The following is a 16,462-nucleotide window of genomic DNA, read 5'->3' on the forward strand; positions in this document are numbered from 1 at the left end:
TCGCCCTCGCCCTGCTGGCGGCCGGGATGCTGCTGCGCCCACTGCTGATTCCCGAGAGCCGTTCCGCGCCACCGGTGCTCAGCCGGGTCGAGATCGGCTTCAGCCAGGACATGACCGCCCATCACGAGCAGGCGCTGATCATGGTGCAGCGCTTGGATTCCGCGGTGGATCCCACGGTGCGCCGGCTGGCCCAGCAGATCGCCGATGCCCAGCGCATGGAGATCGGCACCATGCTCGGCTGGCTGCGCCTGGCCAACGCCTCGCCCGACTCCACCCATCCGATGGCGTGGATGACGGCGGATGCGGCTGCCGCGCACGACCATTCGATGCCGGCCATGACCGGTACGAACGGCACCTCCATGCCCGGCATGGCCACCCAGGCCGAACTCGACTCGCTGGCCGCCGCCCGGGGCAAGGCCGCCGAGGTCCTGTTCCTGCAGCTCATGCTGCGCCACCACCGCGGTGGCGTGGCCATGGCGCAGGCGGCCGATCGGCTGCTCGCGTCGGGTCCGGTGAAGGAGGCCGCGCGGGGCATGATCACGGCCCAGTCGCAGGAATCGGGGCTGATGACGATCCTGCTCGCGCAGCGCGACGCCCAGCCCCTCTCCTGAGGTGCGGCTGAGGTACTGCCTGTCGCCCACGGCCGCAACGGTTTTGGAGTCTTCATCGCTCGACTGGCGGAATCGGACGCTGCCGCGGGACGCCCCTGTCTCCGCCACTCGATGTGCTGTACTGGCGGCATGATCGAATCTGGTGGCCTGACCGAGGCGGTCGACGCGGTGGTCGAACGGTCGTTGCTCGGCGGCCCGCGCCGGTACACCCGCGCGCAGGTGGCCGAGCTGTCCGGTGTGCCCGCCGACCGGGCCCGCAAGCTCTGGGTGGCGCTGGGCTTTCCGGCCGCGGCCAGCGACGACGAGGTGGCGTTCACCGACAACGATGTCGCCGCGATTCGCGCCTTCACCAGCCTGGACCAGGCCTCGATCGCGAACGAGCAGAACCAGATCGCCGCCGCCCGCACGCTGGGTCAGGCGATGGCGCGGCTCGCCGAGTGGCAGGCGGATCTGATCACCCGTGAGATCGGCGGCCGGATCGCGGCCGGCGCCGGGCGGCCCGAGGCGGGCCGGGAGGCCACCGAACAGGCCATCGCGGTCCTCGCCGAATTGCAGGACTACGCCTGGCAACGGCACATGGCCGCGGCGCTCACCCGCTCGCTCGCCTCCGGCGGAGCCACCCGCCACCTGCTGGTCGGCTTCGCCGATATGGTCGGCTACACCCGCCTGTCCCGCCACCTCGACCCCGACGAGCTGACCGAACTGCTGGAGACCTTCGAGTCCGCGACCACCGAGGTGATCACCGCGCACGGCGGCTGGGTGATCAAGAATGTCGGCGACGAGGTGATGTTCGCCGCCGAGGACGCCCGCTCCGGCGCCCGCATCGGGCTGGACCTCAATACGGCGATCACCCGTGCGGCCCAGACGATTCCGGAGATGCCCCAGATCCGGGTGGGCCTGGCCTACGGACCGGTCCTGACCCGCTTCGGCGACCTCTACGGCACGGTCGTCAATGTGGCTGCCCGGCTCACCGGTGTGGCCCGCCCCGGCACTGTCCTGGTCGACGACGGCGCGGCGGCCGAACTCGACGGCGACGATGAACTGACCATCCGCCGTCTGCGCAGCGTGCGGGTCAAGGGCTTCTCCCGCTTGCGTTCCCACCTGGTCCGCGAGCGCAAGCGCCGCTAGCCCGACCGCTCCGCCGCGGCCGGGCCCGGGCAACCGTGGGCCGGCCCCGGTGATCCCCGCCCGAACCTCGGCTGTTCCGGCCGATGCCCGGCCTCGTCATCGCTCTCACCGCGAGTGGGAAATTTCACCGGCTGCGCCCCGGCCTGCCGTGGGTATGGTCGAAGGGATGATCGGCCGACCGGCCGGGAGAGGTTGACTGTCAGCATGACTCGGGCCGAGGCGCTCACCATTCCGACGCATGTCCACGGCTATCCGGAGATCGCGTTCGGCGGCTACCTCGCGGGCCTGCTGGCCGCCCATTCCGGCGCGGACACCGTGCGCGTCGACTTCCGGCGTGCCGTCACGGTCGACACCCCGATTCTGCTCTCGCGTCCCGGCGACGGCCGCGTCGCCTTCACCGCCACCGACGACACCCTGCTGGTCGAGGCCGCGCCCGCGGCGCTCACCCTCGATCCGCTGCCCGCGCCCACTTGGGCGGCGGCGAAATCCGCTGTCGAACTGGGGTTGTCGGGCGACCGGACGGTCACCGACTGCTACGGCTGCGGGCTGGCCTGCGAGCCGGGCCGCGGGCTGCTGCTGTTCCCGTCGGAGCTGCCCGGCGAGCAGATGATGGCCGCCGCCTGGACCCCCGACGCCGGGCTCGCCGACGAGTCCGGGGAGCTCCCGCCCGAGGTGGTCTGGTCGGCGCTCGACTGTCCGGGCGGCCGCGCCGCGTTCGTCTTCTCGCGAATGGGCAGCGGCGCGTTCACCGCCGCCATGACCTCACAACAGCTGCGCCCGATGTACGCCGGGGCCGACTACATCTCGCACGCCTGGGTGGTGGCGCGCGACGGCCGCAAACACACGGTCGGCGTGGCGCTCTCGACCGCCGACGGCGAACTGTGCGCCCTGTCCGAAGCGCTCTGGATCGAACCGCGCCGGGGCTGAGCCCGCGCGCCGCGCGCGCCGCGCCGCCGATGCCGTTGGCCGCGAGGCGGACTCGCCGCAACCGCTGAGCGCGGCAACGGCACGCGTGCCACACTGACCGGGTGGCAGGATCTTCGTCGCCCCAGGCCCAAACCGACGCCATGGCAGCGGTCATCGACTGGAATGTCGTCGGCCCCGCGTTCCACGATTTCTGGACCAGCACCTACGCCCGCGAGATCGCCAACACCGGCCGCCTCACCGGCCGATTCCGCAGCTGGGGGCAGATTCTCCGGTTCATCGCGATGGTCGCCAGCGCCGTGGTGACGGGACTGGCCGGATTCGAGGGCTCCCTCATCCGCGCCGCCACCGCCTTCGCCGGCGGGGTGGCCGTGGTGGCCACCGGCAGCGCCGCCATCTTCCACGCCGACCAGCGGGTGGCGACCAACCGCCGCACCCAGCAGTTGCTGCTCTCCGAAGGCTGGCGCTTCGTCGCCGGCGCGGGCGATTACGCGGGCGGCCCCACCCCCGCGAACGCCACCAAGTTCCTGCTCAGTGTCGAGCAGATCCTCTCCACCTACGTGGACGACTACATCAAGACCATCGACGAACCCTCGCCGGCGCCCTGATCGCCGATCGGCCCGCGGACGAGAGGCACCGGATCGCCCTCGTCCGTGGGCCTTTCGATCAGGCGGGCTAGAGGTTTCCGACGGCGTGCTCGAGCCGGTCGGCCACCAGCTGCCGCGCTTGTTCGCGCAGGGCGGGCCGGAAACCACTGGGGTAGACCGGATCTGCGGGCGCGTAGGTCTTCAGGACCTCCTTCGCCAAGGTGATCTTGTGCACCTCCGTCGGCCCGTCGGCGATCGCCATCACCTGGGCGTAGTTCATCATGTCGAGGAACGGCAGATCGGTGCTGACGCCGATGGCCCCGTGCAGATGCATGGCACGCTGGGCGATATCGTGCATGACCTTGGGCATGGCCACCTTGATCGCGGCGATGTCGTGGCGGACCTTGCGGTAGTCCTGTTCCTTGTCGATGCGCCAGGCGGTGCGCAGCACCAGCAGCCGGAACTGCTCCATCTCGATCCAGGATTCGGCGATCTTCTCCTGGGTCAGCTGCTTGCCGCCGAGCACGCCCTTGCCCATCGGCCGCGACACGGCCCGCTCGCACATCATGTCGAAGGCCTTGCGCACCAGCGCGACCGTGCGCATGGCGTGGTGGACGCGGCCGCCGCCCAGGCGGGTCTGGGCCACGACGAAGCCGAGGCCCTCCGCGCCCAGCAGCGCGTCCGCCGGAATGCGCACGTCGGTGAAACGCAGGTGGGCCTCGTGCTCGCTGAAACCGGGGACGGTGAAGTTCCGCACGATCTCGAGACCGGGGGCGTCAGCGGGCACGATGAACATCGACAGCCGCTGATGCGGCGGCGCGTCCGGATCCGTCACCGCCATGACGATGTGGAAGGCGGCGAACTCGGCCGCGGAGTTGAACCACTTCTCGCCGTTGATGACCCACTCCTCGCCCTCGCGCACCGCGCGGGTCCGGAAGGCCGTCGGGTCCGAACCGCCGGTGGGCTCGGTCATGACGTAGCACGAGCCGATCTCGCCATCGAGCAGGGGCTGCAGGTATTTCGCCTTCTGCTCGGGCGTGCCGAAGTGGGCCAGGATCTCGGCGTTGCCGGAATCCGGTGCCTGACAGCCGAAGACGAGCGGGGCCCACAGGGACGTGCCCAGCATCTCGTTGAGCAGCGCCAGCTTCAGCTGCCCGTAGCCCGGTCCGCCCAGCTCGGGTCCCAGGTGGCAGGCCCACAGCTGCTGCTGTTTCACCTTCTCCTGCAACGGTTTCATCAGCGCCCGGATCTCCGGGTTCCGACGGTCGTAGGGGTTGGGGTAGAGCAGGTCCAGAGGTTCCACCTCGGTCCTGACGAACTCCGCGACCCAGTCCAGTTTCTTCTGGTATTCCGGGTCCGTCTCGAAATCCCAAGCCATGATCAGCCTTTCGTGCTCTTGCGCGGTTGGATGAGTCCGTCCAGGACGGTGGTGCAGAGAATGTCGGCGATCTCGTCGGGGGTGTGCTGCCCGTCCGCCCGGTACCAGAAGGTCACCGAATTGAGCATGCCCAGCACGCCGTTGGTGACCACGTGGTCGTCGGTGCGCAGCACGCCCGTGGCCCGGCCGGCGTCGATGACCTGCTGCCACAGCGCTTGCAGGCGGTCGCGCAGCTCCTGCAGCTCCCGCGCCCGTTCGCCGGTCAGCGCGGTGACGTCGCGCAGCTGGATGGCCACGGCAAGGCGATTGGCGATGATCAGCCGGACGTGGCTGTGGATCAGCTTGCGCAGCTTGGTGATCGGATAGTCGGGGCCGTCCGCGATCTGCTCGGCCTCGGCCAGCATGAGCCGGGTGTAGTCGGCGAGGATCTGCCACAGCAGCTCCTCCTTGGATCCGATGTGGTAGTACAGCGCCCCGCGCTGCACATCGGCCCGTTCCCCGATCTCGGCGACGCCGGTGCCGTGGAAACCCTGCTCCGCGAACAGTTCCAGCGCCGCGCGCACGATCCGCTCCCGGGTCTCCCCCGGTCCGCTCGCCGACGCGGGCGGGCGGCCGCGGCGGCGGGCCGGGACGGCGGCGGTCATCGGAATCCACCGTCCAGGGCGAGGGTCGCGCCGGTGCAGTAGGCGGAGGCGTCGGAGGCGAGGAACAGCACCGCCCCCGCGATGTCGGCGGGCACCCCGATCCGGCCGAGGGCGGTGTGCCGGGCCAGTTCGGCGCGCATCTGCGGCGGCCACGCCTTGGCGATATCGGTGTCGAAGGGGCCGCAGCGGATCGTGTTCACCCGCACCGACGGCCCGTAGGTGTGCGCCAGCCCCACGGTCAGGGCCTCGAGACCGGCCTTCGCGGCGGCGTAGGGCACCGCCAGCGGTTCGGGATGCGCGGCCTCGATGGAAGATATATTCACGATCGATCCGCCGCCCGCCGCGGCCATGCGCGCGCCGATGAGCGCCGAGAGCCGGAAGGGCCCCTTCAGATTGGTGGCGATCACCTTGTCGAACATGGCCTCGGAAACCTGGTCCAAGCTGGGATAGAGCAGGGACATCCCGGCGTTGTTGACCAGTACGTCGACCGTCCCGAACTCGCCGTAGGCGGCCTCGGCGAGCGTCTCGCACTGCTCCCAGTCGCCCACATTGCAGGCCACCGCCAGCGCCCGCTGCCCGGTCTTCGCGCGCACCTCGGAGGCTAGTTCCTCACATGCCCCGAGCTTGCGGCTGGCGATGACGACATCGGATCCGGCCGCCGCGAGCGCCAGCACCATCTCGCGCCCGAGCCCGCGACTGCCGCCGGTTACCACAGAGACCTTGCCGGACAAGGGTTTTCCCATGAATCGCACCTTCGCTCGGAGCGGCCGGAAAATGTTCCAACCAGTACATTAAATATACCGATCGATACAATCAACCCCCATCGTTCGAGGCCTCAACCCCGAGGCCGTGAAATACCGCCCGGTAACCGCGAGTAATATGACGCCCGTACTTTTTCCACCCGGCTTCTCGAAATGAGGCAGTAGATGACAGAGCGGATTCAGGTCGGCGGGCTGCAGGTTGCCAAGGTGCTCCACGATTTCGTGGAGAACGAGGCCCTTCCCGGCACCGGTGTTGATTCCGCCGCGTTCTGGTCGGGTGCCGAGGCCGTCATCAATGACCTCGCTCCCCGCAACCGCGCACTGCTGGCGGAACGCGACGACATCCAAGCCAAGATCGACGAGTGGCACCGCGCGAACCCGGGCGCAGGCTACGACAAGGCTGCCTACAAGCAGTTCCTCACCGAGATCGGCTATCTCCGTCCCGAACCGGCCGACTTCCAGATCGGTACCGAGAACGTGGACGCCGAAATCGCCACCCAGGCGGGACCGCAGCTGGTCGTGCCGGTGATGAACGCTCGCTTCGCCATCAATGCCGCGAACGCGCGCTGGGGCTCGCTGTACGACGCCCTGTACGGCACCGACGCCATCTCCGAGGCCAATGGCGCGGAGAAGGGTTCGGGCTACAACAAGGTCCGCGGCGACAAGGTCATCGAGTGGGCCCGCAACTTCCTCGACGACGCCGTGCCGCTGATCACCGGCTCGCACGTCGGCTCCACCAAGTACTCGATCGAGGACGGCGAGCTCGTGGTCGGCCTCGAGGACGGCACCGAGATCGGCCTGGCCGACAACGACGCGCTGGTGGGTTACCTGGGCGACCCGGCCAACCCGACCTCGGTGCTGCTGAAGCACAACGGCCTGCACATCGAGATCCAGATCGACCCGGCCTCCCCGATCGGTTCGACCGACACCGCGGGCGTCAAGGACGTGGTGCTGGAGTCCGCGGTCACCACGATCATGGACTTCGAGGACTCGGTCGCGGCCGTGGACGCCGAGGACAAGGTCCTCTGCTACCACAACTGGCTGGGTCTGATGAAGGGCGATCTGGCCGAGCAGGTGTCGAAGGTCGGCAAGACCTTCACTCGCACCATGAACCCGGACCGCGTGTACACCGCCCTCGACGGCAGTGAGCTTGTGCTGCACGGCCGTTCGCTGCTGTTCGTGCGCAATGTGGGTCACCTGATGACCTCCGACGCGATCATCGACGCCGCCGGCAACGAGGTGCCCGAGGGCATCATGGACGGCCTGATCACCGTCCTGATCGCCAAGCACGCCCTCAACGGCGAGACCCAGCTGAAGAACACCCGCACCGGCTCGATCTACATCGTGAAGCCGAAGATGCACGGCCCGGACGAGGTGGCCTTCACCAACGAGCTGTTCGGCCGCGTCGAAGAGGTCGTGGGCCTGCCGGTCAACACCCTCAAGGTCGGCATCATGGACGAGGAGCGCCGCACCACGGTGAACCTGAAGGCGTCCATCTTCGCCGCCAAGGACCGCGTGGTCTTCATCAACACCGGCTTCCTGGACCGCACCGGCGACGAGATCCACACCTCCATGGAGGCCGGGCCGATGGTCCGCAAGGCCGAGATGAAGGCCCAGCAGTGGATCAAGTCCTACGAGGACTGGAACGTCGACACCGGCCTGGCCACCGGCCTGCCCGGCAAGGCGCAGATCGGTAAGGGCATGTGGGCCATGCCCGATCTGATGGCCGAGATGCTGGTCCAGAAGGTCGGCCACCCGAAGTCCGGCGCCAACACCGCCTGGGTGCCCTCGCCCACCGCCGCCACCCTGCACGCCACCCACTACCACCTGGTGGACGTGTTCAAGCGGCAGGCCGAGATCGCCAAGGGCGGCCCGCGCGCCACCGTCGCCGAGATCCTCGAGATCCCGCTCGCCCCGAACACCGACTGGTCCGCCGAGGAGATCCAGCAGGAGCTGGACAACAACTCGCAGGGCATCCTCGGCTACGTGGTGCGCTGGATCGACCAGGGCGTCGGCTGCTCGAAGGTGCCCGACATCAAGGACATCGGCCTCATGGAGGACCGCGCCACCCTGCGCATCTCCAGCCAGCTGATGGCCAACTGGCTGCGCCACGGCATCGTGACCGAGGCGGATGTCATCGCCTCCCTCGAGCGCATGGCCCCCGTCGTCGACCGCCAGAACGCCGGCGACTCGTCGTACTTCCCCATGGCCCCGGACTTCAACGCCTCCATCGCCTTCCAGGCCGCGAAGGAACTGGTCCTCGAGGGCACCAAGCAGCCCAACGGCTACACCGAGCCGATCCTGCACCGCCGCCGCCGCGAGGCCAAGGCCTTCAACAAGTCCGTCTAGGACACATCCGCTCCACCTCATGAAACGAATCCCCGGTCGACAATGGTCGACCGGGGATTCGCTTTAGACTGGCGAAGTTCCCTGATGAAAGGACAGGAGCCGGTGAGTGTCGCCGACGAGGACGGGTACGGCTACGGACCGTACACCGTGGAAGATCTGCACGGCCTTCCCGATGACGGCAACGCACACGAACTCGTCGATGGCTGGCTGATCGAATTGCCGCCGAGCACTCGCCACGACTACCTCGCGCGGGTCCTGGCGCGCATCGTGGAACGCGCAGCCGAAGACTCCGGGACCAACTCCTACGTCCAAGCTCCGATGGATATCTCGACACCGTCGGGCGCCCGGAAACCCGATGTAGCCGTCATGAGCGCAGCCGCTGCCAGGAACGCTCGCGACCTGGGGCTTTCCCTGTACCCCGGCAATGACGTCCAACTTGCGATCGAGATCGTGTCGCGCGGCTCGGGCAGCGAGCGAGAAGACCGCGGCCGCAAGGTGATCGAATACGCCCGCACCGGAATCGATCAGTACTGGCTGGTCGATTTCGACCCGCATCCACGGATCCAGATCCGCCGCCTCAACGGCGCCGTTTACGGTGACCCGATCATTCTCGAGGAAGCAGGCGTCCTCGAGGTCTCCGACCCATTCCCGATCTCCTTCCCCTTGTCCCGCTTGGCCGACTTTTCTTGACTTCTTCGTCAGGTCAGCCGAATACCCCTCAGAGTGAAACAGCGAGCCGCCCAGGGCTTTTCAGCCTCAGGCGGCTCGTCGCGTTCGAGGTCGATCGGGAAGTTGAGCCCCCGCCTCAGGGCCGCTGGCAGCTCGCCCGGGATGATTCGCTTGGCCCTATGGATGCTAGGTTTCGGCTCAGTGGGCGTAGGAAGGAGGGCGGATGTCTCCGCGGGTTGGGTTGACGACGGAGCGGGTGGTCGGGGCGGCGGCTGAACTGGTCGATGAGATCGGGTTCGAGAAGCTCACGCTGTCGGCCCTGGCAAAGCGGGTGGGGGTGAAGGATCCGAGTTTGTATGTGCACGTGCGGGGGTTGCAGGATCTGCGGGTGCGGGTGGCGCTGCTGGCCAGTGCGGAGCTGAACGAGCGGATCGGGGCGGCCGTTCTCGGCCGTTCGGGGCGGGAGGCGTTGGTGGCGTTCGCCGACGCGTATCGGGCCTATGTGCTCGAATATCCGGAACGCTATGCGGCCACGCAGATTCGGATGGATCCGGCCGAGGTGGCGGATGAGCCGGCGCTGCTGCGCAGTGTCGAGCTGACGGCGGCGCTGTTGCGCGGGTACGGGTTGGGGGAATCCGAGGGGCTGGACGCGGCTCGCCTGCTGCGCAGTACTTTTCACGGATTCGCCACGCTCGAGTCGGCCGGCGGCTTCGCCCACTCACGCTCCCCCGGCGACTCCTGGCCGCACATTGTCGAAGCGCTGCACCAGACGTTGTCGAACTGGCCGTCCTATACATAGCGGCGGGCCATGGCGGCGGTTTCGGTGGCGATGCGGTGGCGGAGGTCTTCGGGGGCGAGGACTTCCGCGCCGGCGCCGAGGCGGAGCAGGTCGGGGATGGCGCGGTCGATGGATTCGATGGGGAGGCGGATGTCGCGGTGGCCGGTGGAGGTGGGGTCGGTGGCCGAGTCGCGGGCGGCCTGCGCGGTGGCGGGGTCGAGGAGTTCCGGTAGGCGGTCGAAGGTTTCGGCGGTGACGCGGATCAGGGCCGAATGGTGGTGGCGGCGTTGGTCGAAGGATTCCAGGTAGGTGGTCCAGTAGGCGACGAGGTCGAAGTCGGGTGGACGGGATACGGGGTCGGCGAGGACCTCGAGTTCCATGATCCGGGAGATGCGGTAGGTGCGTAGGTCGGTGGCGGTGTGGCCCACCAGGTACCAGTTGCCGGATTTGAGCACCAGCCCGAGCGGCTCGGTGGTGCGGGTGACCAGATGTGGTGTGGCCCAGCGGATGTAGGTGAAGCGCAGGGTGCGTTCGTTCCAGACGGCGTCGGCGACAGTGGTGAGGTGGGGCGTCGGCTCGGCTTCGCTGTACCAGCCGGGGGCGTCGAGGTGGAAGCGTTCGGCGACGCGGCCCGCCCGATCGCGCAGTTCCGGGGGCAGGGCGGACATGACCTTGAGGTTGGCGGCGGTGACGATGGCACCGAGTCCGAGATCGGCTGCGGCGCTGGGGAGTCCGGCGAAGAACAGGGATCCGGCCTCGTCGGTGGTCAGCAGCTCGAGCTTCGCGCGGAAGCCGTCGAGGAGGCGGTAGCCGCCGTCGTGGCCCGGATCGCCGTAGACGGGGATGCCGGCGGCGGAGAGGGATTCCATGTCGCGGTAGACGGTACGGATCGAGACTTCCAGCTGGCTGGCGATCTCCTGGGCGGTGACCCGGTCGCGTGTCTGCAACAGCAACAGGATCGACATGAGACGGCTGGCGCGCATGTCGGAAATTCTGCCCGAATCCACTGACACTAGATGTCAGTGAAGCCGACATACGGTCCTCCTCGTTCCGAACGGACCCCGTCCGACCATCGAATGAGGAGACACCACAATGCCTTTCGTCGAAACCCGCACCGGCACCTCGCTGTTCTACCGCGATTGGGGCACCGGCCGCCCGGTGCTGTTCCTGGCGGCGGCCGGGATGGACAGCACCGAACCGCGGGGTGTGATGGCCGATCTGGCCGAGCGCGGCTTCCGCACCATCGCCCTGGACCGCCGCGGCCACGGCCGCTCCGATGACCCGGGGCACGGCTACGACTACGACACCCTCGCCGATGATGTCGCCGACCTGATCGACCACCTGGACCTGCGTGATCTCCTGCTGGTCGGCCATTCCATGGGCGGCGGCGAGATCGTCCGCTATCTGACCCGCCACGGCAGCGCCCGGGTGGATCGCATCGCGCTGGTCGCGGCCGCGCTGCCGTTCCTGCTGGCCACCGACGACAACCCGGACGGCGCCCCGCGCGCGGCCGCCGATGCCCTCCGCGACTCCTGGCACCACCATCAGGACCGCTGGCTCACCGACAATGCCGACCCCTACATCGGTGCCGGCCTCCCCGGCTGCGAGGTCTCCGCGATCGCCCGCGACCGCGTCCTGCAATCCATTGCGGGAACATCGATGTGGGCGACCATCGAATGCAACCGCACGGTGGTCGAAACGGACTTCCGCGCCGAGATGCGCACCATCACCGTCCCGACACTGATCATCCACGGCGACTCCGACGCCTCGATCTCACTCGATTTCGGCGGCCGCCGCCAAGCCGCCCTCGTCCCGGACAGCGAGCTCGTCATCTACGAAAACGCCCCGCACGGCCTCTACCTGACCCACCCGGAACGCCTGACCCGCGACCTCCTCGCCTTCGCGACGTCCTTGGTTCCCGCCTCGGCGTAGCGAATTCGCTCCAGCCCGGCCGCCGCCCGCTCCACACCGATCCGGCAGCCGCGGCCCACGCCCCACTCTTGACTCTGTACCCGGGTACAGGGTTGAGAATGGCGGTATGCGCAGCAGCGAGGTGGCCGCCCGCGCGGGCGTGAACGTGCAGACCCTGCGGTATTACGAGCGGCGAGGTCTGCTGGCGGAACCGCCGCGTTCGGCGGGCGGGTACCGCGCGTATCCCGCAGACGCGGTGGCGACGGTCCGGTTCGTCAAGCGGGCGCAGGATCACGGGTTCAGCCTGGACGAGGTCGAGGTGCTGCTGCAGCTCGCCGCGGGCGGCCCCGAGGACTGCGATACGGCGCGGGAGCTGGCCGAGTCGAGGATGACCCTGCTCGCCGAGCGCATCGCCGACCTGCAACGCATGCGGCAATCGCTGGCCGAGCTGGTGGCGACCTGTGAGCGCCCGCGCGAGGACCGCTGCTGCTCATTGCTGGAGACCTTGCACGAGAAGGGAGATCGGTCGTGAAGCTCGAGATACTGCAGGTTCCGGACTGCCCGAGCGTGGCACTGCTGGAGGATCGCCTCCGGCGGGCGACTGCGGACCGTCGGATCGTGCTCGAGATCAGTCACCGGGTCATCGACGACCCGGACGAAGCGGCCGTGGCGGGCATGGCCGGGTCGCCCACGCTGCTGGTCGATGGCGTCGACCCGTTCGCTGTGCCGGGCCAGGTCCCGAGTGTCTCGTGCCGCCTGTACCGGTCCGAATCCGGTGGCATGGACGGTGCCCCGACAGTCGGCGCTCTCCGCGCTGCCCTGCAACTCGAGTCGATCGATACGCCGGAGGACTCCCGGGCTACCGGCGACTGCTGCGCACCCTCGGAGACCGGGGGCGCCCCCGCGTCCGGACTCACGACCTGGCGCAGCACCGCACAACCGGCGGACCCCGCCGAAAAGGCTATCCACCAGGCCGTTCTGCGCGGCTTCGCCGCCACGGGCCGACCACCGAGTGCAACGGAGCTGGCCCACATCGCCGCGCGATTCGACGCCTCCGCCGCATCGGTCCTGGCTCGCCTACATGAAGCGGACGTGATCCGTCTCGATGCCGCCGGCGCTATCGCCTCGGCCTATCCGTTCTCGACCTCGCCGACCCCACACCGCGTTCGAATCATCAACGGCGCAACGGTTTACGCAATGTGCGCGGTCGACGCACTCGGTATGCCCGCGATGCTCGGCACCGATACCGTCATCACTTCGGCGGACCCGACGACCGCCGACCCCATCGAAATAACCATCCACGCAGGCGAACTCACCGCTCACCCGACCACCACGGTCGTCTTCCTCGGCGCCCGAGCAGGCGAGGGCCCCTCCGCAGACTCCTGCTGCAACGACCTCAACTTCTTCACCGACCGCGAGTCCGCCGAACGCTGGTCCGAGGCCCATCCCCACCTCGACGGCACGATCCTCGATCTGCCTGCCGCCCACCGACTCGGCAACGACATCTTCGGCACCCAGCTCCAGTGCTAATTCACCTTTGCGCCAACCCATATCGCTCCCAGAATCCCTCGACCACGCTCCGCACCGTCAACCCACCCCGAGCACTGAGGAAACACCGATGGGTTCAACCGTCCTCGACATCGTCAACCTGATCCTGGCCCGCATCAACGCCGGCTGGTCCTGGGCCTCGTCGGGCTCGTCCGGCCCGATGCCGCTGTAACAGCGGGCCCTTCGATTTCGTGAACCCCCTCGCCGCACGCGGCGGCGGGGGTTCGCGCGTCTCCGCGTCAGCCGACCACGATCACGGACTTGCCCGTGGAGTGTCCGGCGGCCAGGTAGGTGATGGCGGCCGTGGCTTCGGGGAGGGCGAAGGTTCGGTCGATGCGGGGAGTCAGCGCGCCTGCGGTGGCGAGTTCGGCCAGGGTGCAGAGGGTTTCGGGTTTGGGGAGGGCCAGGAGGGAGCGCAGGCGGTGGCGGGTGAAGGGTGAGAGGAGTTGGGCGCGGACGGAGCGGCCGAGGCCGCCGAACCAGCGGCCGCCGCCTTCGCCGCCGCCGAGCACCAGGGTTCCGGTGGCGGTGAGGAGGGAGCGCAGCAGTGGGAGGGGACGGTTCCCGGCCATGTCGAGGATGAGATCGTAATGGCCGGTGAGGGTTTCGGTGGTGTAGTCGATGACGTGGTCGGCGCCGAGGTCAGCGACGAAGGCGGTGGACGCGCCCGAGCAGACGCCGGTGACCTCGGTGCCGTAGTGCTTGGCGAGCTGGACCGCGAGGTGGCCGACGCCGCCCGACGCGCCGATGATCAGCACGCGCTGGCCGGCCTCGATGCGGCCCGCGTCGCGCAGGCCCGTGAGCGCGGTCATGCCGGAGATCGGCAGGGCCGCGGCTTGTTCGAAGCTCAGATTGGCGGGTTTACGCTGGAGTTTCACGGCGGGGGCGCAGGCGAATTCGGCGTAGGAGCCGGGGACGGTGCCGAAAACCTCGTCACCGGGCCGGAATTCGGTCACCTGCGACCCGACCGCCTCGACGACGCCCGCGACATCCCAGCCGCGGACCCGTTCCCGGGGCGCGCGCAGCCCGAGCGCCAGCCGGGCGATCCGTGGCTCGCCGGTCATGAAATGCCAGACGCTGGGATCCACACCCGCGGCGCGCACGCGGACGAGCACGCCGTCCTGCCCGGTGTCGGGCGTGGGAATGTCGGCATAGAACAACATGTCGACGGTGCCGTACGCGTCCTGCGCAATAGCCTTCATGACTGGTCTTCTTCCGGATACTCGAAGATCTCGTCCAGTGGTGCACGGAACACCCGGGCGATCTGGAACGCCATCTCCAGCGATGGCGAGTACTTGCCCTGTTCAATGGCATTGACGGTCTGCCGGGTCACCCCGAGCCGGTCCGCCAGTTCGGCCTGTGTCATCTCGCCGTGCGAGAAGCGCAGCGCGCGAATGTTGTTGGTGACCCTGGTCGGCTTCACCATGGCCAGGTCCCCCGCCGGTAGGCGACGAGCTTGGCGACCGCGCCCACCACCGCGGAGAGCGTGAAGCCCAGGTAGATCGCATTCGCGATCCAGAATCGGTCGCCGTTGGCCATGGCCAGTACCAGCGCGGTGACCGCGCCGAGCACGACGAAGGCATTGCCGGCCTGCGTTCCACGCATGTCGATTTCACGGTCGCGCTGATCCCGGCGGTCCCGATCTCGTGACCCGATGGCCACGGCGATACTGGCCACGATCGAGACCACGATGGACCCGCCGACCGTCCACAGCAGTGGCTCGACATAGGCCACGTCCACCACCGCGATGTGCCGCGCACGCGCCAGCACGACGATCAGATAGATCACGTACGAGACCACGGCCGCGACACCCAGGATCCAGGTTCGCTTCTCCTCGTAGGGCATGCACCCAGTGTAAAGAAAACACGACTTCATGTACAGAATTTTTTACATTTCGACGAATTGTCGTTCGCCGCAATCGATTCCATCGACTAGGGTCGCGGTATGGCCGATATCGAAGCCCCGGACCGGATCGAATCCATCAGCCCGGAGTTCTTCGCCGATCCGCACGCCCACTACCGGCGCTGGCGCGAGCACGGGCCGGTGCGGCGAGTCCGGTTCCCCGACGGAGTGATCCGCTGGGTCATCCTCGACTACGCCGCGGGCCGCGCCGCACTCTCCGATCCGCGCCTGCAGAAGGCGGCCGCGGTCAGCGACGCACTGCTCAGCAGCAAACGCGGTGTGCCGCAGTCGGATCCGAATATGCTGGCGTTGCTATCCCACATGCTCAACACCGATCCGCCCGGCCACACCCGGCTGCGGAAACTGGTGACCCGGGCTTTCACCCCGCGCCGGGTGGCCGCGCTGGGCCCGCGCATCGAGGAGATCACCGGCTCGCTGCTGGATGCCCTGGAGGGCCGCTCCGAAGTGGACCTGCTGCGCGAATTCGCCGAGCCGCTGCCGATCACGGTGATCTGCGAGCTGCTCGGTGTGCCGCTCGGCGATCGTGCGGACTTCCAGGAGTGGACCCGGGCGCTGGTCGCGGTCGCGGGCCTGGACGAGGACCGGGCCCGCGCCTCCGAGGCCATGGCGGCCTACCTCACCCAGCTGGTGCGGGCGAAGGCGGTGGAACCCGCCGCCGATCTGCTGTCCGCGCTGGCCGTTCCCGCCGACGACGGCGATGCCCTCACCGAGTCCGAGCAGGTCGGCATGGCCTTCCTGCTGCTGGTCGCCGGGCACGACACCACCGTCAATCTGATCGCCAACGGCACTCTCGCCCTGCTCCGCAATCCGGCGCAGCTGCGGGCCCTGCGCGCCGACCCCGAGGCGATTCCCGCTGCGGTGGAGGAATTCCTGCGCTTCGACGGCCCGGTGAACATGAGCACCATCCGGCACACGGCCGAACCGGTCACCATCGCGGGCACGGACATCCCCGAGGGCGAATTCGTCTTCGTCGCCTTGGCCGCCGCCAACCGCGACGCCGACCGCTATCCGGCCCCCGACGCCCTGGATCCCGCCCGCGACACCACCGGCCATCTGGCCTTCGGCCACGGTATCCACTTCTGTGTCGGCGCCCCGCTGGCCCGCCTGGAAGCGCGGGTCGCCTTCGCCGCATTGCTGTCCCGGTTCCCGGACCTGCGCCTGTCACCGGCCGCCGAGGCGCTCGCCTGGCATCCGAGCACCCTCATGCACGGGCTGCACGAACTGCCGGTGCTGCTGTAGTACCCGCCGGGG

General features: G+C 68.6%; 18 protein-coding genes. 11 read left to right on the forward strand and 7 right to left on the reverse strand.

The genetic code is table 11. The annotated features are described in order from the left end of the window. Positions 1-26 precede the first annotated feature (26 nt). The 4 genes from ACWEQQ_RS17900 to ACWEQQ_RS17915 all read left to right on the forward strand — a co-directional run bounded on the left by ACWEQQ_RS17900 (position 27) and on the right by ACWEQQ_RS17915 (position 3,271). Complete coding sequence (locus tag ACWEQQ_RS17900; RefSeq protein ID WP_452343772.1) at positions 27-611, forward strand: DUF305 domain-containing protein; 585 nt, start codon at positions 27-29, stop codon at positions 609-611. Positions 612-740: 129 nt separating this feature from the next. After that, complete coding sequence (locus ACWEQQ_RS17905; RefSeq protein ID WP_452343754.1) at positions 741-1,739, forward strand: adenylate/guanylate cyclase domain-containing protein; 999 nt, start codon at positions 741-743, stop codon at positions 1,737-1,739. Between the two features lie 204 nt (positions 1,740-1,943). Beyond that, on the forward strand, positions 1,944-2,666 hold the full coding sequence (locus ACWEQQ_RS17910) for a PaaI family thioesterase (RefSeq protein ID WP_452343753.1): 723 nt from the start codon (positions 1,944-1,946) through the stop codon (positions 2,664-2,666). A gap of 101 nt (positions 2,667-2,767) precedes the next feature. Beyond that, on the forward strand, positions 2,768-3,271 hold the full coding sequence (locus ACWEQQ_RS17915; RefSeq protein ID WP_452343752.1) for a DUF4231 domain-containing protein: 504 nt from the start codon (positions 2,768-2,770) through the stop codon (positions 3,269-3,271). A 67-nt stretch (positions 3,272-3,338) separates the two neighbouring features. Here ACWEQQ_RS17915 and ACWEQQ_RS17920 read toward each other — a convergent pair whose 3' ends face one another. Genes ACWEQQ_RS17920 through ACWEQQ_RS17930 form a run of 3 tightly spaced genes read right to left on the reverse strand, consistent with a single transcriptional unit; the run spans position 3,339 to position 6,015 of the window. Further along, positions 3,339-4,628 (reverse strand): acyl-CoA dehydrogenase family protein, encoded by a 1,290-nt coding sequence (locus ACWEQQ_RS17920; RefSeq protein ID WP_379402010.1) that lies wholly within the window; start codon positions 4,626-4,628, stop codon positions 3,339-3,341. A 2-nt stretch (positions 4,629-4,630) separates the two neighbouring features. Further along, positions 4,631-5,272 carry a TetR/AcrR family transcriptional regulator gene (locus tag ACWEQQ_RS17925; RefSeq protein ID WP_452343751.1) on the reverse strand — a complete coding sequence of 214 codons (642 nt, stop codon included), beginning with the start codon at positions 5,270-5,272 and terminating at the stop codon, positions 4,631-4,633. Beyond that, positions 5,269-6,015, reverse strand: a complete 747-nt coding sequence (locus ACWEQQ_RS17930; protein WP_452343750.1) for an SDR family NAD(P)-dependent oxidoreductase — start codon at positions 6,013-6,015, stop codon at positions 5,269-5,271. The genes ACWEQQ_RS17925 and ACWEQQ_RS17930 overlap by 4 nt, the downstream gene beginning before the upstream one ends. Positions 6,016-6,198: 183 nt before the next feature. Between ACWEQQ_RS17930 and ACWEQQ_RS17935 the strand changes: the two genes are divergently transcribed. From ACWEQQ_RS17935 to ACWEQQ_RS17945, 3 genes are all read left to right on the forward strand, one after another. Continuing rightward, positions 6,199-8,382, forward strand: coding sequence for a malate synthase G (locus tag ACWEQQ_RS17935; RefSeq protein WP_452348943.1), 2,184 nt, complete (start codon positions 6,199-6,201; stop codon positions 8,380-8,382). Positions 8,383-8,484: 102 nt separating this feature from the next. Next, positions 8,485-9,072, forward strand: a complete 588-nt coding sequence (locus ACWEQQ_RS17940; protein ID WP_452348944.1) for a Uma2 family endonuclease — start codon at positions 8,485-8,487, stop codon at positions 9,070-9,072. A 202-nt stretch (positions 9,073-9,274) separates the two neighbouring features. Then, positions 9,275-9,850 (forward strand): TetR/AcrR family transcriptional regulator, encoded by a 576-nt coding sequence (locus tag ACWEQQ_RS17945; protein WP_452348945.1) that lies wholly within the window; start codon positions 9,275-9,277, stop codon positions 9,848-9,850. Here ACWEQQ_RS17945 and ACWEQQ_RS17950 read toward each other — a convergent pair. Then, the gene (locus ACWEQQ_RS17950) at positions 9,841-10,812 is read right to left on the reverse strand and encodes a helix-turn-helix transcriptional regulator (RefSeq protein WP_452348946.1); all 972 of its coding nucleotides are present in this window, start codon (positions 10,810-10,812) and stop codon (positions 9,841-9,843) included. The genes ACWEQQ_RS17945 and ACWEQQ_RS17950 overlap by 10 nt on opposite strands. A 109-nt stretch (positions 10,813-10,921) precedes the next feature. On the opposite strand from ACWEQQ_RS17950, the gene ACWEQQ_RS17955 reads away from it, so the two are divergent. The 3 genes from ACWEQQ_RS17955 (at position 10,922) to ACWEQQ_RS17965 (ending at position 13,270) form a co-directional block, all read left to right on the forward strand. After that, complete coding sequence (locus ACWEQQ_RS17955; protein ID WP_452348947.1) at positions 10,922-11,761, forward strand: alpha/beta fold hydrolase; 840 nt, start codon at positions 10,922-10,924, stop codon at positions 11,759-11,761. A gap of 106 nt (positions 11,762-11,867) precedes the next feature. Further along, the gene (locus tag ACWEQQ_RS17960) at positions 11,868-12,272 is read left to right on the forward strand and encodes a MerR family transcriptional regulator (protein WP_452348948.1); all 405 of its coding nucleotides are present in this window, start codon (positions 11,868-11,870) and stop codon (positions 12,270-12,272) included. Then, positions 12,269-13,270, forward strand: a complete 1,002-nt coding sequence (locus ACWEQQ_RS17965) for an alkylmercury lyase family protein (RefSeq protein ID WP_452348949.1) — start codon at positions 12,269-12,271, stop codon at positions 13,268-13,270. Before ACWEQQ_RS17960 ends, ACWEQQ_RS17965 begins: the two co-directional genes overlap by 4 nt. A 257-nt stretch (positions 13,271-13,527) precedes the next feature. Here ACWEQQ_RS17965 and ACWEQQ_RS17970 read toward each other — a convergent pair whose 3' ends face one another. Genes ACWEQQ_RS17970 through ACWEQQ_RS17980 form a run of 3 tightly spaced genes read right to left on the reverse strand, consistent with a single transcriptional unit; the run spans position 13,528 to position 15,133 of the window. After that, a complete protein-coding gene (locus tag ACWEQQ_RS17970) occupies positions 13,528-14,490 on the reverse strand; it encodes an NAD(P)-dependent alcohol dehydrogenase (RefSeq protein ID WP_452348950.1) in 963 nt (320 codons plus the stop codon). Continuing rightward, on the reverse strand, positions 14,487-14,714 hold the full coding sequence (locus ACWEQQ_RS17975; protein WP_452348951.1) for a helix-turn-helix transcriptional regulator: 228 nt from the start codon (positions 14,712-14,714) through the stop codon (positions 14,487-14,489). Before ACWEQQ_RS17975 ends, ACWEQQ_RS17970 begins: the two co-directional genes overlap by 4 nt. After that, positions 14,708-15,133, reverse strand: a complete 426-nt coding sequence (locus tag ACWEQQ_RS17980) for a hypothetical protein (protein WP_452348952.1) — start codon at positions 15,131-15,133, stop codon at positions 14,708-14,710. Before ACWEQQ_RS17980 ends, ACWEQQ_RS17975 begins: the two co-directional genes overlap by 7 nt. Positions 15,134-15,232: 99 nt before the next feature. On the opposite strand from ACWEQQ_RS17980, the gene ACWEQQ_RS17985 reads away from it, so the two are divergent. Next, on the forward strand, positions 15,233-16,450 hold the full coding sequence (locus tag ACWEQQ_RS17985; protein ID WP_452348953.1) for a cytochrome P450 family protein: 1,218 nt from the start codon (positions 15,233-15,235) through the stop codon (positions 16,448-16,450). The last annotated feature ends 12 nt before the right edge of the window (positions 16,451-16,462 follow it).

This window comes from Nocardia sp. NPDC004123, assembly GCF_053603795.1.